This is a genomic window from Pseudomonas citronellolis, assembly GCF_900112375.1.
GTDB lineage: Bacteria > Pseudomonadota > Gammaproteobacteria > Pseudomonadales > Pseudomonadaceae > Pseudomonas > Pseudomonas citronellolis.
In genome coordinates, this window is sequence record NZ_FOLS01000019.1 from 22,818 (window position 1) to 41,664 (window position 18,847).

Below are 18,847 nucleotides of genomic sequence, written 5' to 3' on the forward strand. Positions count from 1 at the left end.
CGCATTCGCCGGCGCGCTCCTCGTCCGAGCGGACGAAGAATCCGCCGCCGGCTCCTCCCTAAGGTCTGCCCAGGCCCACTGGAGGAGACCGACATGCCCACCGACCCCATCGAGCAGGAGGTTGTCAGCGGCGAAAGCTGGACGCGCTTCTGCGTGCAACTGTGCCGCAGCGGCGAGCAGATACTGCGCGCCGAGGCCCCGGCCGACGCGCAGACCCGCGCCGAAGGCTTCCGCTACCTGACGCGCCTGCTGCGCATCGCCCTGGAAATGCACCTGGAGTTCGCCGACGCCGACTTCCCCGGCTTCATCACCCCGTCCCACGAGACCGCCAAGATCGGCGCCGACAACCCCGACAACCTGTACCGCTACGCCCGCCTCAACGGCACGCAGCGCTACCGCGTCAGCGGCACCCGCGGCAGCGTCGCCTACCTCAGCTTCGGCACCCAGAAGGGCGGCTACGAGACCGACGGCAGGATGATCCAGACCGGCTTCATCGACGCCGGGCAACTGCAACTGGACGCCGACGGCCGCTTCGAGCTGATCCTTTCCCAGCAGCCACCGGCCAGCGGCAACTGGCTGCGCCTGGAGCCGGAAAGCAACGCGCTGATCGTCCGCCAGACCTTCCTCGACCGCGCCAGCGAGCAGCCGGCGCAGCTGCGCATCGAGCGCCTGGACGCGGGCAGCGCGCCGCAGCCGCTGGACCCGCAGCGCCTGCAGCAGGGCCTGCAGCGCGCCGCCGGCTTCGTCGAGAACACCGCGCGGCTGTTCGCCGACTGGGCCCAGGGCTACCAGGCCCACGCCAACCGCCTGCCGCCGGCGGACCAGGCGCTGTGCCAGGCGGTGGGCGGCGATCCGAACATCTTCTACTACCACTCCTACTGGGCGCTGGCCGAGGACGAGGCGCTGCTGATCGAGGTGGAACAGGTGCCCGAGTGCGACTTCTGGAACCTGCAGATCAACAACTACTGGATGGAGTCGCTGGACTACCGCTACCACCGCATCTGCCTGAACAAGCACTCGGCGCAACTGGACGCCAACGGCGGCGTGCGCCTGGTGCTCAGCGCCCGCGACCCGGGCCTGCCCAACTGGCTGGAAACCGCCGGCCACCCCCACGGCACCCTCTGCCTGCGCTGGGTCGGCGCGCAGCGCCCAGTGCACCCGGGCACCCGCGTGGTCAAGCTCACCGACCTGAAGGAACTGGCGCCATGAACGACTTCTCCGCCCATAGCCTGCTGGCCGAAGCCAGCGCCCGCGCCGGCGGCCTCGATGATTTCGGCCCCGGCGACTACCGCGAGGCCCTGGACGTGCTGGCCACGGCCCTGCGCGACGAGGCCCGGCTTTCCGAGCAGGGCCGCGTGCTGCTGCGCGAGAAGCTGCTGGCGCAACTGGTCAACCGCCTGGTGCTGGAGGATTACTGCAAGCGCCATCCGGAAATCCTCGAACAGCCCATCGACGACCCGCTGGTGATCGTCGGCCTGCCGCGCACCGGCACCACGCTGCTGCAGCGCACCCTGGCGGTGGATGCGCAGTTCAGCAAGGCGCAGTGGTGGGAGACCCGCTACCCGGCGCCGCTGCCCGGCGAGGCCGTGGAGCGGCCCACGCAGCGCATCGAGCGGGCCCGCGCGGAAGTGGCGGGGATGGTCGAGTTCCTCCCGCAGCTGCTGGCCATCCACCCGCTGGACGCCGAGCAGCCCGACGAGGAATTCATGCTCATGGAGCACTCCTTCCTCTGCGCCATGGACTCCTACGTCAACGTGCCGGGCTACACCGCCTGGCTCGACCGCCAGGACCAGGCCCAGGTCTACCGCTACCTCAAGCGCAGCCTGCAGTTCCTGCAATGGCAGCAGGCCCGCCGCGGCATCGCCCCCGGCCGCCGCTGGCTGCTGAAGAGCCCGCAGCACCTGCACACCCTGGAACTGCTGGTCGAGGTGTTCCCGCGCGCCCAGGTGGTGCTCACCCACCGCGAGCCGGGCAAGACCATCCCGTCGCTGGCCAGCTTCATCCATACGCTCTGGCAGCTGTACAGCGACGCGGCCGACCCGCGCGCCGTCGGCGAGCAGTGGAACACCCGCATGGCGCGGGCCCTGCGCCACACCCTGGCGGTGCGCGAGGGCATGCCGGCGGGGCGCTTCCTCGACGTGCGCTTCGAGGACACCCTGGGCGATCCGCTCGCCGTGGTCGAGCGCATCTACCGCTTCGCCGACCTCGACCTCACCCCGGCCACCCGCGCGGCCATGGCCCGCTGGCTGGCGGAGAACGGCCGCGAGAAGCGCGCCAGCCACCAGTACGACGCCCAGCGCTTCGGCCTCGACGACGAGCGCCTGCGCCGCGACTACGCCGAATACCGCGCGCGCCACCTCGGCGCCTGAATCCGCCCCCACAAAAGCTCACAGGAGAAACAACATGCTGCTCAAGGACAAGGTCGTGATGGTCTCGGGCATCGGCCCGGGGCTGGGCATCAAGCTGGCCCTGGAGGCCGCCCGCGAAGGCGCCCGCGCCCTGGCCATAGGCGCGCGCAGCGAGGCGCGGCTGGCCGAGGCGCAAGAACGCATCCAGGCCCTGGCGCCGGACTGCCAGGTGCTGCGCCTGGCCACCGACATCACCGACGCCGAGGCCTGCAAGGCCTTCGCCCAGGCCACGCTGGCGCGCTTCGGGCGCATCGACGCGCTGATCAACAGCGCCTTCTCCCACGGCGGCTTCCAGGCCGTGGAGGAGGGCGACAACGCGCCGCTGCGCGAGGCCCTGGAGGTCAACCTGCTCGGCTCGCTGAACATGACCCGCGCCGTGCTGCCGCCGATGCAGGCGCAGCGCGCCGGGGCCATCGTCATGATCAACACCCTGGGCGTGCGCAAGCCCTACCAGGGCGGCGCCGCCTATTCCGCCTCCAAGGGCGCGCTGGCGGCGAGCGTGCGCTACCTCGCCAGCGAGCAGGCGGTGCACGGCCTGCGCGTCAACGCCCTGGCCTGCGGCTGGATGTGGGGCGAGCCGGTGCAGGCGGTGGTGCGCCAGACAGCCGCCGCGCGTGGCGTGAGCGAGGAGCAGGTGCGCGCCGAATTCAGCGCCGGCATCCCCGGCGGGCGCATGCGCAGCGACGAGGAATGCGCCCGTGCCGCGCTGTTCCTGGCATCGGACTACGCCAGCGCGATCAACGGCGCGCAGCTCGACGCCAATGGCGGCGAGCTGATGGCCTGAGGGCGCCGGCATGCTCGAACATTGCGCCTTCAATGGCGACGCCGACGGCCTCTGTGCCCTGCAGCAGCTGCGCCTGGCCGGCGAACTGGGCGCGGCGCCGCGCCTGGTCAGCGGGGTGAAGCGCGACATCGCCCTGCTGCAACGGGTGCAGGCCGGCCCCGGCGAGCGCGTCACCGTGCTGGACATTTCCCACGCGCAGAACCGCGAGCCCACCCTGCGCCTGCTGCAGGCCGGCGCCCGCGTGCGCTACTTCGACCACCACCACGCCGGCGAGCTGCCCGCGCACCCGGCCTTCGAATCCTTCATCGACACCGCCGCCGACGTCTGCACCAGCATCCTGGTCGACCGCCACCTGCAGGGCCGCCACCACCGCTGGGCGGTGGCTGCGGCCTTCGGCGACGGCCTGGCCGGGCCGGCGCGTGCCCTGGCGCAACGCCACGGCCTGGCGGCGGAGGAGGTGACGGCACTGGAGGAACTGGGCCTGCTGCTCAACTACAACGCCTACGGCGATAGCCTGGCCGACCTGCACTTCGAGCCCCTGGCCCTGGCCGAGGAACTGCGGCCCTACGCCGAGCCGCTGGACTTCGTGCGCCACAGCGCGAGCTTCGCCACCCTGCGCGCCGGCTACGCCGCCGACATGGCCCTGGCGCAAGGCCAACGCTCCTGGCGCGAAGGCCCGGGCGCATTGCTCTACCGCCTGCCGGGCGAGGCCTGGGCACGACGGGTGAGCGGGGTGCTGGCCAACCAGCTGGCCAGCCGTGCGCCGGGCCATGCCATCGGCCTGCTCAGCGCCAAGGCCGGCGGCGGCTGGCTGTTCAGCCTGCGCGTGCCGGCCGCCGCCGAACTGCCGGCCGACGCCTTCTGCCGGGACTTCCCCACCGGCGGCGGACGGGCCCGCGCAGCCGGCATCAACCACCTCGACGACGAACACCTGGAACACCTCGCCAACCACCTATTGGCGAAATACCCCACGGCGCCGTAGGGCGTACAACCGTTCGCGGTTGTACGCCGCCACACCACGACCCACCGCCCGCTCCGGGGCCGGACTCGAAGCGCCCTGGAGCCACGGCCAAGCGGCGTATAACGCGGAGCGTTATACGCCCTACAGGAGTCCCCAGCGACGCCAACCACCTGCCGGAGCGATACCCATGGCACCGTAGGGCGTACAACCGTTCGCGGTTGTACGCCGCCACACCACGACCCACCGTCCGCTCCGGGGCCGGATTCGAAGCGCCCCGGAGCCACGGCCAAGCGGCGTATAACGCGGAGCGTTATACGCCCTACAGGCGCCTGTCCCTGCAGGTAATTTCCGATCGGCTGGAAATCCGGCACCTGCGACGACGGTTGCATTCGGCTATCGCTATGTAGAACTCTATACGCCGAAACCCCGAGGACTCCGCAGAGACTGCCCGAATGAATACCGCCGTGTACGCCAAGGAAGCCGTGGGCGCGAACTATGCGCCAGAACTGATGAAATACGCCCAGGCCCGCACCTGGGAGGCCGTGGACGCCATCGCCGCGGCCATCCGCCCGGGGATGAGCGAGTCCGAGGCCACCGCCATCGGCAAGCAGGTGCTGGCCGAGCTGGGCATGCAGCGCATCTGGCACCCGCTGCTGATCCGCTTCGGCGCCAACACCCTGAAGACCTTCAAGCAACGCTCCGACGGCGACCCCGTGCTGGGCGCGAACGACATCTTCTTCATCGACATGGGCGTGGTCTGGCGCGGCCACGAAGGCGACGCCGGGGCCACCTTCGTGGTCGGCGACGACGCCGAGATGGCGGCCTGCGCGGCGGCGGCCAAGGAGCTGTTCCTGCGCGTCGAGGCGCACTGGCGCGACACCCGCTGCAGCGGCGTGGCGCTGTACGACTTCGCCCATGCCCAGGCCGAGGCGCTGGGCTGGAAGCTCAACCTGGACATCAAGGGCCACCGCGTCAGCGACTTCCCCCACGCCATCTACCGCGCCGGCGACCTGGGCGACTACGCCGAGCACCCCAACGGCGGGCTGTGGATCCTGGAAATCCAGATCGCCCACCCGCACAAGCCCTACGGGGCCTTCTACGAGGACCTGCTGGCCTGACGCACGGCGGGTGCCCTCGGCGGCAACCGCCGGGGGCGTTTGAAGGCGCGCCCGGAGTTGTCTTTTACATATGGAAATCCGTATATTTGGCTTTCCATATGTTCTGGTGCCCCCGATGATCGCGCCCCCCGAAGTCTTCAAGTGCCTGGCCGACGAGACCCGCGCCCGCGCCACCCTGCTGATCGCCGAGCAGGGCGAGCTGTGCGTCTGCGAGCTGATGTGCGCGCTGGGCGACAGCCAGCCCAAGGTCAGCCGCCACCTGGCGCAGCTGCGCGCTGCCGGGCTGCTGCTCGACCGCCGCCAGGGGCAGTGGGTGTACTACCGCCTCAACCCGGCGCTGCCCGCCTGGGTCCATGAGGTGCTGCGCGTCACCCTGCAGGCCAACGCCGACTGGCTGAAGGAAAGCGCCGCCCGCCTGCGCGACATGGATGGCCGCCCCGTGCGCGCCAGCTGCTGCTGAACCCCTCCCGGAACCCGCCTCGATGCTGCTCGCCGCTGCCGTCTTCCTGTTCACCCTCGTCCTCGTCATCTGGCAGCCCAGGGGGCTGGGCGTCGGCTGGAGCGCCAGCGCCGGCGCGCTGGTCGCCCTGGCCCTGGGCGTGGTGTCGCTGCACGACATCCCCACCGTCTGGGCCATCGTCTGGAACGCCACCGCCACCTTCATCGCGGTCATCGTCATCAGCCTGCTGCTGGACGAGGCCGGCTTCTTCGCCTGGGCGGCGCTGCACGTGGCGCGCTGGGCGGGCGGCAGCGGCCGGCGCCTGTTCGCCTTCTGCGTGCTGCTGGGCGCCGCCGTTTCCGCGCTGTTCGCCAACGACGGGGCGGCGCTGATCCTCACCCCCATCGTCATCTCCATGCTGCTGGCGCTGCGCTTCTCGCCGGCGGCGACCCTGGCCTTCGTCATGGCCGCCGGCTTCATCGCCGACACCGCCAGCCTGCCGCTGGTGGTGTCGAACCTGGTGAACATCGTTTCCGCCGACTATTTCGGCCTGGGCTTCGCCGAGTACGCCGCGGTGATGGTGCCGGTGAACCTGGCCAGCGTCGCCGCGACGCTGCTGGCGCTGTACCTGTTCTTCCGCCGCGACCTGCCGCAGCGCTATGCCGTGGACCAACTGCCGGCGCCGCGGGAGGCGATCCGCGACCCGGCCACCTTCGCGGTCGGTGCCTGGATGCTGCTGGCGCTGCTGCTCGGGCTGTTCGCCCTGGAGCCGCTGGGCATCCCGGTCAGCGCGGTGGCGGCGCTGTGCGCGGCGGTGCTCTTCGCCGTCGCCGCCCGCGGCCATGTGATCTCCACCCGCCGGGTGCTGCGCGAGGCGCCCTGGCAGGTGGTGGTGTTCTCCCTGGGCATGTACCTGGTGGTCTACGGCCTGAAGAACGCCGGCCTCACCGACTTCCTCACCCGCCTGCTGGACGGCCTGGCGGGGCAGGGCGTGTGGGCCGCGGCCCTGGGCACCGGCCTGCTGTCGGCGGCGCTGTCCTCGCTGATGAACAACATGCCCAGCGTGTTGGTGGGCGCGCTGGCGATCCAGGCCAGCGCCGCCGAGGGCGTGGTCCGCGAGGCGATGATCTACGCCAACGTCATCGGCTGCGACCTGGGGCCGAAGATCACCCCCATCGGCAGCCTGGCCACGCTGCTCTGGCTGCACGTGCTGGCGCGCAAGGGCATCCGCATCACCTGGGGCTACTACTTCAGGGTCGGCATCCTGCTGACCCTGCCGGTCCTGCTCGTCACCCTCTCGGCCCTGGCGCTGCGCCTGAGCCTCTGACGTCCGCCACGAAGCGGAGGAGTTCTGCATGCGAGTCCTGTTCATGTGCACGGCCAACAGCTGCCGCAGCATCCTTTCCGAAGCGCTGTTCAACCACCTGGCCCCGGAAGGCTTCGAGGCGGTGAGCGCCGGCAGTTTTCCCGGCGGACAGGTGCTGCCGCGCAGCCTGGCGACGCTGGAGCGTGCCGGCATCGCCACCGAAGGCCTGAGCAGCAAGGGCAACGACGCCTTCGCGGACAACCCGCCGGACGTCGTCATCACCGTCTGCGACAAGGCCGCGGGCGAAGCCTGCCCGCTGTACTTCGGCCCGGCGCTGAAAGCCCACTGGGGCCTGGAGGACCCTTCCACGGCGCAGGGCGACGAAGCGCAGCTGGACGACGCCTTCCACGCCACCCTGGCGCACATCGAGCGACGCTGCCGGGCCTTCTTCGCCTTGCCCTTCGCCAGCCTGGAGCGCGACGGGCTGCAGCGCGAGCTGGCGCGGATCGGCGACCTCTGACTGGCGGTGCGGCGGGCGCGGGACGTGGACGAGGTGCGCCTGATCGCCGGCTACGACCTGTCGATCTTCTGAACCGCCCGTTCAGGCCAGCGAGGCGACGCTGTTGAGCAGCGTCTTGACCAGCTCCGCCTGGCGCGTCACGCCGGTCTTGGCGAACACCCCGCGCAGGTGCGCGCGCACGGTGTTGCGCGACACGCCCAGGGCATCGGCGGTTTCGTCGAGGGTCAGGCCGTCCATCATCTGCATGGCCACCTCGGTTTCGCTGCGGGTCAGCTGGAACAGGCTGCGCAGCAGGGTGCGCGAGGCCTGGGGCGAGTCGGCGGGGTTGCGGATGAACACCGCCACCGCCGGCTGGCGGGCGTCGCCGCGGCTTTCGTGGTGCAGGGCGATGGGCCGCAGCAGCAGGTTCAGCGGCATGCCGCCGCTGGGGCGGGTGAGGGCCAGGACTTCCACCTCGTCGTCGCGCTCGCGGCGCTGCAGCACGGTCTGGATGGCGCTCTGCAGGTTGCGGTTGTCCTGGCGGGCGAAGGCCTGCAGGCGCTCCTGCCGGCATTCCAGGCCGTCGCGGCTGTCCAGCAGGCGCTGGGCGGCGCCGTTGCAGCGCAGCAGGCGGCCGTGGGTGTCGAGGATGGCGGTGCCCACCAGCAGGCGGTCGATGGTCAGGGCGTAGAGGCGCCGCTCGGATTCCAGTTGGTCCACCGTGGAGTGCAGGTCCACCGCCTGTTGCAGGTGCGGCAGCAGCAGTTCTACCAGGGCCAGGTCGGCCTCGCTGAAATCCTCGCCGGCGTGGTCGCGGCAGGCGAACAGCGCGCAGTGCATGCCGCCGGCGCTGAGCATCCGCGCCACCAGCACGTAGCGCAGGTCCAGCGGCGCCAGGTAGTGGCGGTAGAAGTCATGGCCCAGCCACTGCGGCGTGCCCAGCACCCGGTCGGCGCTGGCGACCTGCCCGGCGGGCCAGTCGAGGAAGGGGCAGATGGCGTAGTAGTGCTCGCTGTAGGAGGGCTCGCCGGGCAGGTGCGGGCCGTGCGCGGAGGCGTTGACGATCAGCCCCGGGCGCTGGTGGTCGGGGTTGCGCAGCACCAGGGTGACGAAGCTGGCGCCGCAGCGCTGGCGCAGGGCTTCCAGCAGGCTGGCCCAGGGCGTGCTTTCCAGGGGGCCGCGGTAGACCAGGTCGAGCAGTTCGCTCAGTGCGGCGGCGCTGATGCCGGCGCGGGCGAACGGATCCCGGGCCGGGGAGGTGGCTGCGTTCATGGGCGCCTCGGGGCTGCTCGTTGTTGTTTGCGGGCGAGCATGGACGCGCCGCGGGGGCATCGAATCGTCCGTTCGGCCTAGATGGCCAGGGGCCTGCGCGGTGTGTCCGGCGCTGCGCCGGACGGGTGCGCGCAGGCCCCGCCGGGCGCCGCTTTCGCGCTAGTCCCATCGGACGATGTTGGGCCTGCCCGGCGCTGTTTGAATCCCCATCACCAGTGGCCCCTGCGGCGGGCCCGCGACAACGATGAGGAGAGCACCCATGGATATCCGAGGACTGGGCTACGTGACCGTCCTGGCCAGCGACCTGGAGCGCTGGCGCAGCTACGCCGGCCAGGTGCTGGGCATGATGGTGGACGACGCCGCCCCCGAGGGCGCGCTGTACCTGAAGATGGACGAGCGCCACTACCGCGTGCTGGTGCTGCGCGACGAGCGCGACGGCTACGGCGCCAGCGGCTGGGAGGTGGCCGGCAAGGCCGCCTTCGAGCAGGCCATCGCCGAGTTGCAGCGCGCCGACGTGGAGGTCGAGCGCGGCAGCGCCGCCGACTGCGCGCTGCGCAAGGTGCAGGAAATCGCCCTGTTCCGCGACCCCGACGGCAACCGCCACGAGCTGTTCTGGGGCCCCTGCCAGGACTTCAGGCCCTTCGTCTCGCCGGTGGGCGTCAGCGGCTTCGTCACCGGCGCCATGGGCATGGGCCACGTGGTGCTGCCGGCGCCGGCCTTCGAGCGCTGCCGCGACTTCTACGAGCAGGTGCTGGGCTTCGGCCTGTCCGACCTGATGAAGGTGCGCTTCACCCCCGACCCGCAGGAGCCGGAGAAGCGCATCCACTTCATGCACTGCAACAACGCCCGCCACCATTCCCTGGCGATCTTCGAATGCCCGATCCCCAGCGGCTGCGTGCACCTGATGCTGGAAACCGCCGCGCTCGACGACGTCGGCCGCGCGCTGGACCGCATGCACGCCCAGGGCGTGCAGCTGTCGGCCACCCTCGGCAAGCACACCAACGACCAGATGGTGTCCTTCTACATGCGCAGCCCCGGCGGCTTCGACATCGAGTACGGCCACGGCGGGCTGGAGGTGGACTGGCAGGCGCACACCCCCTTCGAAAGCACCGTGGTCAGCCATTGGGGCCACGACTTCAGCGTCGGCCGGCAGTAAGGAGAGCAGCATGGACAAACGCATGACGGCCACCGAGGTGGTCGCCCAGCTGCGCGACGGCATGACCCTCGGCATCGGTGGCTGGGGCCCGCGGCGCAAACCCATGGCCCTGGTCCGCGAGATTCTCCGCTCAGGCCTCAAGGACCTCACCATCGTCGCCTACGGCGGCGCCGACGTCGGCATGCTCTGCGCCGCCGGCAAGGTCAGGAAGCTGGTGTTCGCCTTCGTCTCGCTGGATTTCATCCCGCTGGAGCCCTACTTCCGCAAGGCGCGCCAGGCCGGCGAGCTGGAGGTGATGGAGATCGACGAAGGCATGCTGCTGCTGGGCCTGCGCGCCGCGGCCATGCACGTGCCCTTCATCCCCACCGCGGTGGGCCTGGGCACCGACGTGCTGACGCACAACCCGCAGATAAAACTGGTGGCCTCGCCCTACGCCGACGGCCGCGACTGGGTCGCCATGCCGGCGCTGAAGCTGGACGCCGCGCTGCTCCACGTCGACCGCGCCGACGCCCGCGGCGTCTGCCAGATCGAGGGGCCGGACCACTACATGGACGATCTCTTCGCCCGCGCCGCCGCCAACACCTACGTGAGCTGCGACGAGCTGGTCGAGCCCGAGTACTTCCACGCCAACCCGCAGGCCGCGCGCCAGGTGTTCTGGGAGCGCAACCTCACCCGCGGCGTGGCGCACATCCCCGGCGGCGCCCACCCCAGCGCCTGCGCGCCGCTGTACGGCTTCGACGTGGCGCACCTGCAGCGCTACAACGCCTCGGCCCAGGAGGAGGGCGGCTGGCAGCGCTACTACGACGAATTCATCCGCGACGGCGAGGCGGCCTACCTGGACAAGGTCGGCGGGCTCGACGCGCTCCGCAAGCTGCCCCTGCCGGTGTTCTGACGAGGCCGAACCATGACTGACGCAAACGCTTCCTACAGCCTCGCCGAACTGCTGATCAGCGCCGCCAGCGAGTGCTGGCGCGACGACGGCGAGGTGCTCGCCACCGGCATCGGGGTGATCCCCCGGCTGGCCGCTTCCCTGGCCATGCAGAGCTGCAACCGCGACCTCTTGATGACCGACTCCGAGGCCTTCATGGTCGGCGAGCCGGTGCCGCTGGGCGCGCGCAACGGCTATGTGCCCAAGTTCGACAGCTGGATGGGTTTCTCGCGCATCTTCGACAACGTCTGGGGTGGGCGCCGCCACGCGCTGGTGGGGCCGACCCAGGTCGACCGCTTCGGCCAGGCGAACATCTCCTGCATCGGCGACTACGCCCGGCCCAAGGCGCAGATGCTCGGGGTGCGCGGCTTCCCCGGCAACTCCATCAGCCACGCCAACTCCTTCTTCGTGCCGGCGCACAGCCGCCGGGTGTTCGTCGAGGGCGAGGTCGACATGGTCGCCTCGGTGGGCTACAACCCGGCGCGCCTGGCCCGCGGCTGGTCGCTGGACGACATCGACATCCGCCTGGTCGTCACCGACCTCTGCGTGCTCGACTTCCAGGGCCCGCAGCGGCAGATGCGCGTGCGCTCGCTGCACCCCGGCGTGGAGCTGGCCCAGGTGCTGGACAACACCGGCTTCGACCTGGCGCTGCCGGCACGGATTCCGACCACCGCAGCGCCCACGGCGCAGCAGCTGGAACTCATCCGCCGCCTCGACCCGCACAACCTGCGCGCCCGCCAGCTCAAGGACGACCCGCCGGGCGACCGCCGCGCCGCAGGAGCACGGCCATGAACGAGGAAGTCGTGCTCTACGAGGTGCAGGGCCCGCTGGCCCTGGTCACCATGAACCGTCCCGAGTACCACAACGCACAGAACTCGCGGATGACCTATGCACTGGACGCAGCCTTCCGCCGCGCCTGCGACGACGACGCGGTCAAGGTCATCGTCCTGCGCGGGGCCGGCAAGCACTTTTCCGCCGGCCACGACATCGGCACCCCGGGGCGCGACGTCGACCAGAGCTTCGAGCGCGCCAGCCTGTGGTACGACCACGTCAACAAGCCCGGCGGCGAGTTCCTCTACGCCCGCGAGCAGGAGGTGTACCTGGGCATGTGCCGGCGCTGGCGCGAGATGCCCAAGCCGACCGTGGCCATGGTGCAGGGCGCCTGCATCGCCGGCGGGCTGATGCTGGCCTGGGTGTGCGACCTGATCGTCGCCAGCGACGATGCCTACTTCCGCGACCCGGTGGTGCGCATGGGCATCCCCGGCGTGGAGTACTTCGCCCACGTGCATGAACTGAACCCGCGCATCGCCAAGGAATTCCTCTTCCTCGGCGAGCGCATGCCGGCCGAGCGCGCCTGGCAGCTGGGCATGGTCAACAAGGTGGTGCCGCGCGACGTGCTGCCGGACGTGACCCTCGACATGGCCCGGCGCATCGCCGAAATGCCGCGCCTGGGCCTGCAGCTGGCCAAGCAGGCGGTGAACAACGCCGAGGACCTGATGGGCAAGCGCGCCACCATGGACATGGTGTTCGGCCTGCACCACTTCGCCCACGCCCACAACGAACTGGTCTCCGGCGACCGCCTGGGCGGCTACGACGCCCGCGCCATGGCCAGCTCCCAGCGCGAGCCGGCGGAGGGCGGCCGATGAGCGCGGACCTGAGCACCCGCGTCAGCCGCCTGCTCGGCTGCCGCTACCCGATCATCCAGACCGCCATGGGCTGGGTGGCCGACCCGCGCCTGGTGGCGGCCACCGGCAACGCCGGCGGCTTCGGCTTCCTCGCCGGGGCGACCATCGAGCCGCAGCGCATGGAGGCGGCGATTCTCGAAACCAAGGCGCTGAGTGCCCAGCCGTTCGGCGTCAACTTCCACATGTACCAACCCAACGCCGGCGAGATCGTCGAGCTGGTGCTGCGCCACGGCGTGCGTGCGGTCAGCTACAGCCGCTCGCCGGGGCCGAAGCTGATCGCCCGGCTGAAGGAGGCCGGGGTGGTCTGCATGCCCACCGTGGGCGCCCTCAAGCACGCGCAGAAGGCCGTGGAGCTGGGCGCCGACATCGTCACCGTGCAGGGCGGGGAGGGCGGCGGGCACACCGGCTCGGTGCCGACCTCGCTGCTGCTGGCCCAGGTGCGCGAGGCCGTGCAGGTGCCGGTGGTGGCCGCCGGCGGCTTCCACGACGGCGCCGGCCTGGTGGCTGCGCTGGCCCTGGGCGCCGAGGGCGTGGCCATGGGCACGCGCTTTTTGATGAGCCGCGAGAGCCCGGTGCCCGAGGCCACCCTGGCGCGCTACCTGGGCGTGAAGGACCCGGCGGCGGTGATCGTCAGCCGCGCCCTCGACGGCCTGCCGCAGCGGATGATCCGCAACGAACTGCTCGACGCCCTGGAGGCCGCCGGCCCGCTGCGCCGCCTGCGCCTGGCGCTGCACTGCGCGCTGGCCTACCGGCGCCTGTCCGGCATCGGCTGGGGGCAGATGCTCCAGGCCCTGCGCGAGCGCGGCGAACTGAGCCTGAGCCAGGCGCTGCTGGCGGCCAACGCGCCCATGGTGATCCAGAAGGCCATGGTCGACGGCCAGCCGCAGGACGGCGTGCTGCCGGCCGGGCAGGTCGCCGCGTTGCTCGCCGGCCGCCCGCCGTGCGCCGAGATCATCCAGACCATCGTCGCCCAGGCCGGGGCGCGGCTCGCCGAGCTGGCCCGCCGGGTGGACCCGCAACTGTCCCAGGAGAACCGCCATGCCACCGTTTCGCGTTGACATCCACGAGCACATCGCCGAGCTGGTGTTCGACCGCCCGCCGGTGAACGCCTTCGACTGCGCCGGCTGGGCGGCCATCGCCGAGGCGCTGGAACGCCTGGGCCGCGACGACGCGGTGCGGGTCATCGTCATCCGCGCCGAGGGCCGCGGCTTCTGCGCCGGCGTCGACATCAAGGAACTGGCCGCCGACGGCAACCTGATCGTGGCGGTGAACAAGGGCAACTACGACAGCTTCAAGGCCGTGCACCGCAATCCCAAGCCGGTGATCGCCGCCGTGCACGGCTTCGTCCTCGGCGGCGGCATCGGCCTGTGCGGCGCGGCGGACATCGTCATCGCCAGCGAATGCGCCAGCTTCGGCGTGCCCGAGGTGGACCGCGGCGCCATGGGCGGCGGCGCCCACCTGCAGCGCCTGTTCCCGGTGCAGAAGGTGCGCCACATGTACTTCACCGGCGAGCCCATCGACGCCTACGAGGCCTACCGCCTGGGCGCGGTGGAGCGCGTGGTGCCGCGCGAGAAGCTGCGCGAGGCGGCGTTGGAGGTGGCGCGCAGGATCGCCGCCAAGAGCCCGCGGATGATCGCCCTGGCCAAGGAAGCGCTGACCGGCATCGAGGACGGCAACCTCGAAGACAAGTACCGCTGGGAGCAGGGCTTCACCCTCGAGGCCTACCGCTCGCTGGATTCCCAGGAAGCGCGCGACTCCTTCGTGGAAAAGCGCGAAGCGCAATTCAACTGACCGCAGGCGACAGCCCATGGACCTGAACTACAACAACGAACAACAGGCCTTCCGCGAAGAGGTCCGCAGCTGGCTCGCGGCCAACGTGCCGAAGCGCCCCTTGCCCTCCTACGACACCGAGGAAGGCTTCCGCCTGCACCGCGAATGGGAGGCACGCCTGCACGACGGCCACTGGGGCATGGTCACCTGGCCGGAAGCCTACGGCGGGCGCGGCTGCGACCTGATCCAGTGGCTGATCTTCGAGGAAGAGTACTACCGCGCCGGCGCCCCCGGGCGGGTCAACCAGAACGGCATCTTCCTGCTCGGCCCGACGCTGATGGAGTTCGGCAGCGAGGCGCAGAAGGCCCGCTTCCTGCCGCGCATGGCGCGCGGCGAGGACGTCTGGGCCCAGGGCTGGTCGGAACCGGGCGCCGGCTCCGACATGGCGGCCATCCGCTCGCGCGCCGAGCGCGACGGCGAGCACTTCGTCATCAACGGCCAGAAGACCTGGTCCACCCGCGCGGTCTGGGCCGACTGGCTGTTCGGCCTGTTCCGCACCGACCCGGCCTCCAGCCGCCACCATGGCCTGACCTTCATCCTGGTGCCGCTGGACAGCCCCGGCATCACCATCCGCCCCATTGCCCAACTCGACGGCCTGCCGGGGTTCGCCGAAATCTTCTTCGACGACGTGCGGGTGCCGGTGGAGAACGTGCTGGGCGGCGAAGGCCAGGGCTGGCACGTGGCGATGTCCACCGCCGGCTTCGAGCGCGGGCTGATGCTGCGCTCGCCGGCGCGCTTCCAGGAAACCGCGCGGCGCCTGCTGCAGCTGTACCTGGACAACCGCGAGGCGGCCGACCGCGACCCGGCCATCGGCGAGGCGGTGATGCGCGCCTGGCTCGATGCCGAGGCCTACACCCTGAGCACCTACATGACCGCCTCGCGCCTGCAGCAGGGCGGGCGCATCGGCGCGGAGTCCTCGACCAACAAGATCTTCTGGTCGGAACTGGACCAGCGCATGCACGACACCGCCCTGAGCATCCTCGGCGCCCGCGCCGAACTGCTGCCCGGCGCGCCCGCCGCGGGCGAGGTGGGGCGCTGGCTGGACGGCTTCCTGTTCTCCCTGGCCGGGCCGATCTACGCCGGCACCAACGAAATCCAGCGCAACATCATCGCCGAGCGCATGCTCGGCATGCCGCGCGCCTGAGGAGCATGGCCATGGACTTCACCTTCAACGACGACCAGCTGCGCTTCCACGACAGCGTGCGCGCCTTCCTCACCAACCAGGTGCCCCCCGAGCGCCAGCGCGAGCTGTGGGCCGGCGACAGCGGGCGCAGCGACGAACTCTGGGCGCAACTGGCCGAGCTGGGCCTGACCGCCCTCAACCTGCCCGAGGCCTACGGCGGCCTGGGCCTGGACGAAACCGACTGGGTCCTGCCGGCCCAGGAATGCGGCTACGCGGCGCTGGCCGAGCCGCTGCTGGACACCGTGCTGGTCGGCGCGCCGCTGCTGGCCGCCCTGGGCGACGAGCACGAGGCGCTCAAGGCCGACTGGCTGGGGCGCATCGCCGAAGGCCGCGCGCGCCTGGCGGTGGGGCACCCGGACAACCTGCTGGTGGCCGATGCCCACGTCGCCGACCTGCTGATCCTCGGCAGCCATGATGAAGTGCACGCCGTGCCGCGCGAGGCCGTGCAGTTCACCGGCAACGCGGTGCTGGACCCGGCGCGGCGCCTGTTCGCCGTGGCCTGGACGCCGTCCGCCACCACCTGCGTCGCCCGCGGCGAGCAGGCCCGCGCCCTGTGGGGCGCCGCCTTCGAGCGCGGCGCCCTGGCCTGCGCCGCGCAGCAGCTGGGCCTGGCGCGGCGCATGGTCGACCTGGCGGTGGACTACAGCTTCGAGCGCAAGCAGTTCGGCAAGCCGATCGGCAGCTTCCAGGCGGTCAAACACCTGATGGCCAACGTCGCGGTGCTCATCGAGTTCGCCAAGGGCCCGCTGTACCGCGCCGCGCAGTCCCTCGCCGAGGGCCACCGGCTGGCCGCGCTGCAAGTGTCCCAGGCGCGCCTGGCCTGTGCCGAGGCCTCGCAGCTGGCGGCGAAGAACGCCATCCAGGTACACGGCGCCATGGGTTACACCTGGGAGGTCGACCTGCAGCTGTACATGAAGCGCGCCTGGGCCCTGGACAAGGTCTGGGGCGACCGCAGCCTGCACAAGGCGCGGCTGTGCCAGGCGCTGTTCGCCGGCGCTGTCCAGGCCGGCGCCGGCCACACCTTCGGCCGCTGAGGAGAGCGAAATGGCAGAAGCCTACATAGTCGACGCCCTGCGCACGCCCACCGGCAAGCGCAAGGGCGGCCTGGCGCACATCCATGCCGCCGACCTGGGCGCCCACGTGCTGCGCGAGCTGGTGCAGCGCAACGGCATCCCCGACGCGGACTACGACGACGTCATCTTCGGCTGCGTCGACACCATCGGCCCGCTGGCCGGCGACATCGCCCGCACCTGCTGGCTGGCCGCCGGCCTCGACCAGGGCGTGCCCGGCACCACGGTGGACCGCCAGTGCGGCTCCTCGCAGCAGGCCGTGCACTTCGCCGCCCAGGCGGTGATGAGCGGCACCCAGGACGTGGTGGTGGCCGGCGGCGTGCAGACCATGACGCAGATTCCGATTTCCTCGGCCATGACCGCCGCCGAGCCGCTGGGCTTCGGCGACCCCTTCAGCGGCTCCGAGGGCTGGGTGAAGCGCTACGGCGCCACGCCGCCGAGCCAGTTCCGCTCGGCGCAGATGATCGCCGAGAAATGGGGCCTCGGGCGCGAGGCGCTGGAAGCCTACGCGCTGGAGTCGCACCAGCGCGCGCTACGCGCCATCGAGGCAGGCCGATTCGCCCGCGAGATAGTCCCGCTGGCCGGTGTGCAGCATGACGAGACGCCGCGCCACACCAGCCTGGCGAAGATGACCGAGCTGGAAAGCCTGTTCGGCTGCGACCGCGTCACCGCCGGCGTGTCGAGCCAGACCTGCGACGCCGCCAGCGCGCTGCTGATCGTCTCCGAACGCGCCCTTAGGCGCTACGGCCTGACGCCACGCGCGCGCATCCACCATCTCAGCGTGCGCGCGGATGACCCCGTGTGGATGCTCACCGCGCCCATCCCGGCCACCGAATACGCGCTGAAGAAGGCCGGCATGCGCCTGGACGACATCGACCGGGTGGAGATCAACGAGGCCTTCGCCTCGGTGGTCCTGGCCTGGCTGCGCGAGACCGGCTACCCCCACGAGCGCACCAACGTCAACGGCGGCGCCATCGCCCTCGGCCACCCTCTGGGCGCCACCGGCGCCAGGCTGATGACCACGCTGCTCCACGAACTGGAACGCAGCGGCGGCCGCTACGGCCTGCAGACCATGTGCGAAGGCGGCGGCCAGGCCAACGTGACCATTATCGAACGGCTGTAGCGGTTCACTGGGTTCCCGCGTTCGCGGGAATGACGCCCGGATATTGGTTCCCCCGTCATTCCCGCGAACGCGGGAACCCAGAGACTTACCGCATTGATTCCAGGAGTACACCCATGCCCCTCTGCAAAGCCCGCACCGTCATCATCACCGGCGCCGGAGGCGGCCTCGGCCGCGCCTACGCCCTGGCCCTGGCCGCCGAAGGCGCCAACGTCGTGGTCAACGACATCAACCGCGAAGCCGTCGCCGGCGTGGTGGCGCTGATCCGCGACCAGGGCGGCAACGCCATCGGCGACTGCCACGACATCACCGACTACGCCGAGGCCGGCGAGATCGTCCAGGCCGCCATCGCCGCCTTCGGCGAGCTGCACGCGGTGGTGAACAACGCCGGCATCTGCCGCGACCGCATGTTCGCCAGCCTCACCGAGGCCGACTGGGACGCGGTGATGAACGTGCACCTGAAGGGCCACTTCTGCATCGCCAGCCACGCCGTGCGCCACTGGCGCGAGCAGGTCAAGGCCGGCGCCAGAGTCCAGGCCCGCCTGATCAACACCAGCTCCGGCGCCGGCCTGCAGGGCAGCATCGGCCAGTCCAACTATTCGGCCGCCAAGGGCGGCATCGCCGCCCTGACCCTGGTGCAGGCGGCGGAGCTGGCGCGCTACGGCATCACCGCCAACGCCCTGGCCCCGGCGGCGCGCACCGGCATGACCGAGCAGGTGTTCGCCGAGGTGATGAAAAAGCCCGAAGCGGGCTTCGACCACTTCGCCCCGGAAAACGTCGCGCCGCTGGTGGCCTGGCTGGTCAGCGAAGCCTCGCAGCACGTCAGCGGCAGGCTGTTCGAAGTGGAAGGCGGCAAGCTCTCCATCGCCGACGGCTGGCGCCGCGGCCCGGAACGTGACAAGGGCGCGCGCTGGCTGCCGGAAGAAATCGGCGAGGCGGTCGACGCCCTCATCGACCGCGCCACCCCGCCCCAGAAGGTCTACGGCGCCTGACGTAGGGCGTATAACCGTTCGCGGTTATACGCCGCCACACCGCCAGCGATCACGAATGCTGCTGTTCAACCCGAAGCACCCCGCAACCAAGGCCAA

The 18,847-nt window shown here is 71.0% G+C and carries 19 protein-coding genes; 18 read left to right on the forward strand and 1 reads right to left on the reverse strand.

Features of this window, described 5'->3' with window-relative positions:
- The first annotated feature begins 93 nt into the window (after positions 1-93).
- The 8 genes from BM060_RS18280 (at position 94) to BM060_RS18315 (ending at position 7,536) form a co-directional block, all read left to right on the forward strand.
- On the forward strand, positions 94-1,209 hold the full coding sequence (locus BM060_RS18280; RefSeq protein WP_074981657.1) for a DUF1214 domain-containing protein: 1,116 nt from the start codon (positions 94-96) through the stop codon (positions 1,207-1,209).
- Positions 1,206-2,369, forward strand: a complete 1,164-nt coding sequence (locus tag BM060_RS18285; protein ID WP_074981659.1) for a sulfotransferase family protein — start codon at positions 1,206-1,208, stop codon at positions 2,367-2,369. The genes BM060_RS18280 and BM060_RS18285 overlap by 4 nt, the downstream gene beginning before the upstream one ends.
- A gap of 34 nt (positions 2,370-2,403) precedes the next feature.
- Entirely contained in the window at positions 2,404-3,192 is a 789-nt protein-coding gene (locus tag BM060_RS18290; protein ID WP_074981661.1) for an SDR family oxidoreductase, read from the forward strand.
- A 10-nt stretch (positions 3,193-3,202) separates the two neighbouring features.
- Positions 3,203-4,174 (forward strand): acetyltransferase, encoded by a 972-nt coding sequence (locus BM060_RS18295; protein ID WP_074981663.1) that lies wholly within the window; start codon positions 3,203-3,205, stop codon positions 4,172-4,174.
- Between the two features lie 431 nt (positions 4,175-4,605).
- Positions 4,606-5,271 carry a M24 family metallopeptidase gene (locus tag BM060_RS18300; protein ID WP_074981665.1) on the forward strand — a complete coding sequence of 222 codons (666 nt, stop codon included), beginning with the start codon at positions 4,606-4,608 and terminating at the stop codon, positions 5,269-5,271.
- Between the two features lie 115 nt (positions 5,272-5,386).
- Entirely contained in the window at positions 5,387-5,731 is a 345-nt protein-coding gene (locus tag BM060_RS18305; RefSeq protein ID WP_069866041.1) for a metalloregulator ArsR/SmtB family transcription factor, read from the forward strand.
- A 22-nt stretch (positions 5,732-5,753) separates the two neighbouring features.
- A complete protein-coding gene (locus tag BM060_RS18310; RefSeq protein ID WP_009619491.1) occupies positions 5,754-7,037 on the forward strand; it encodes an arsenic transporter in 1,284 nt (427 codons plus the stop codon).
- Positions 7,038-7,065: 28 nt separating this feature from the next.
- Positions 7,066-7,536: an arsenate reductase ArsC gene (locus BM060_RS18315; protein WP_074981666.1), complete on the forward strand. Its 471-nt coding sequence runs from the start codon at positions 7,066-7,068 to the stop codon at positions 7,534-7,536.
- Positions 7,537-7,617: 81 nt separating this feature from the next.
- On the opposite strand, the gene BM060_RS18320 is transcribed toward BM060_RS18315, so the two are convergent.
- Complete coding sequence (locus BM060_RS18320) at positions 7,618-8,787, reverse strand: helix-turn-helix transcriptional regulator (protein WP_074981668.1); 1,170 nt, start codon at positions 8,785-8,787, stop codon at positions 7,618-7,620.
- Positions 8,788-9,046: 259 nt separating this feature from the next.
- Between BM060_RS18320 and BM060_RS18325 the strand changes: the two genes are divergently transcribed.
- The 10 genes from BM060_RS18325 to BM060_RS18370 all read left to right on the forward strand — a co-directional run bounded on the left by BM060_RS18325 (position 9,047) and on the right by BM060_RS18370 (position 18,751).
- On the forward strand, positions 9,047-9,943 hold the full coding sequence (locus BM060_RS18325; RefSeq protein ID WP_074981670.1) for a VOC family protein: 897 nt from the start codon (positions 9,047-9,049) through the stop codon (positions 9,941-9,943).
- A 10-nt stretch (positions 9,944-9,953) separates the two neighbouring features.
- Entirely contained in the window at positions 9,954-10,835 is an 882-nt protein-coding gene (locus BM060_RS18330) for a CoA transferase subunit A (RefSeq protein WP_074981672.1), read from the forward strand.
- 12 nt (positions 10,836-10,847) lie between these two features.
- On the forward strand, positions 10,848-11,663 hold the full coding sequence (locus BM060_RS18335; RefSeq protein ID WP_074981674.1) for a CoA-transferase subunit beta: 816 nt from the start codon (positions 10,848-10,850) through the stop codon (positions 11,661-11,663).
- Positions 11,660-12,517: an enoyl-CoA hydratase gene (locus tag BM060_RS18340; protein WP_074981675.1), complete on the forward strand. Its 858-nt coding sequence runs from the start codon at positions 11,660-11,662 to the stop codon at positions 12,515-12,517. Before BM060_RS18335 ends, BM060_RS18340 begins: the two co-directional genes overlap by 4 nt.
- Positions 12,514-13,614, forward strand: a complete 1,101-nt coding sequence (locus BM060_RS18345) for an NAD(P)H-dependent flavin oxidoreductase (RefSeq protein WP_074981677.1) — start codon at positions 12,514-12,516, stop codon at positions 13,612-13,614. Before BM060_RS18340 ends, BM060_RS18345 begins: the two co-directional genes overlap by 4 nt.
- On the forward strand, positions 13,595-14,347 hold the full coding sequence (locus BM060_RS18350) for an enoyl-CoA hydratase family protein (protein WP_074981679.1): 753 nt from the start codon (positions 13,595-13,597) through the stop codon (positions 14,345-14,347). The genes BM060_RS18345 and BM060_RS18350 overlap by 20 nt, the downstream gene beginning before the upstream one ends.
- Positions 14,348-14,363: 16 nt before the next feature.
- The gene (locus BM060_RS18355; protein ID WP_074981681.1) at positions 14,364-15,530 is read left to right on the forward strand and encodes an acyl-CoA dehydrogenase; all 1,167 of its coding nucleotides are present in this window, start codon (positions 14,364-14,366) and stop codon (positions 15,528-15,530) included.
- An 11-nt stretch (positions 15,531-15,541) separates the two neighbouring features.
- Complete coding sequence (locus BM060_RS18360; RefSeq protein ID WP_074981683.1) at positions 15,542-16,603, forward strand: acyl-CoA dehydrogenase family protein; 1,062 nt, start codon at positions 15,542-15,544, stop codon at positions 16,601-16,603.
- A 10-nt stretch (positions 16,604-16,613) separates the two neighbouring features.
- On the forward strand, positions 16,614-17,762 hold the full coding sequence (locus BM060_RS18365; RefSeq protein WP_074981685.1) for an acetyl-CoA C-acetyltransferase: 1,149 nt from the start codon (positions 16,614-16,616) through the stop codon (positions 17,760-17,762).
- Positions 17,763-17,875: 113 nt separating this feature from the next.
- The gene (locus BM060_RS18370; RefSeq protein WP_074981687.1) at positions 17,876-18,751 is read left to right on the forward strand and encodes an SDR family oxidoreductase; all 876 of its coding nucleotides are present in this window, start codon (positions 17,876-17,878) and stop codon (positions 18,749-18,751) included.
- Positions 18,752-18,847: the final 96 nt, after the last annotated feature.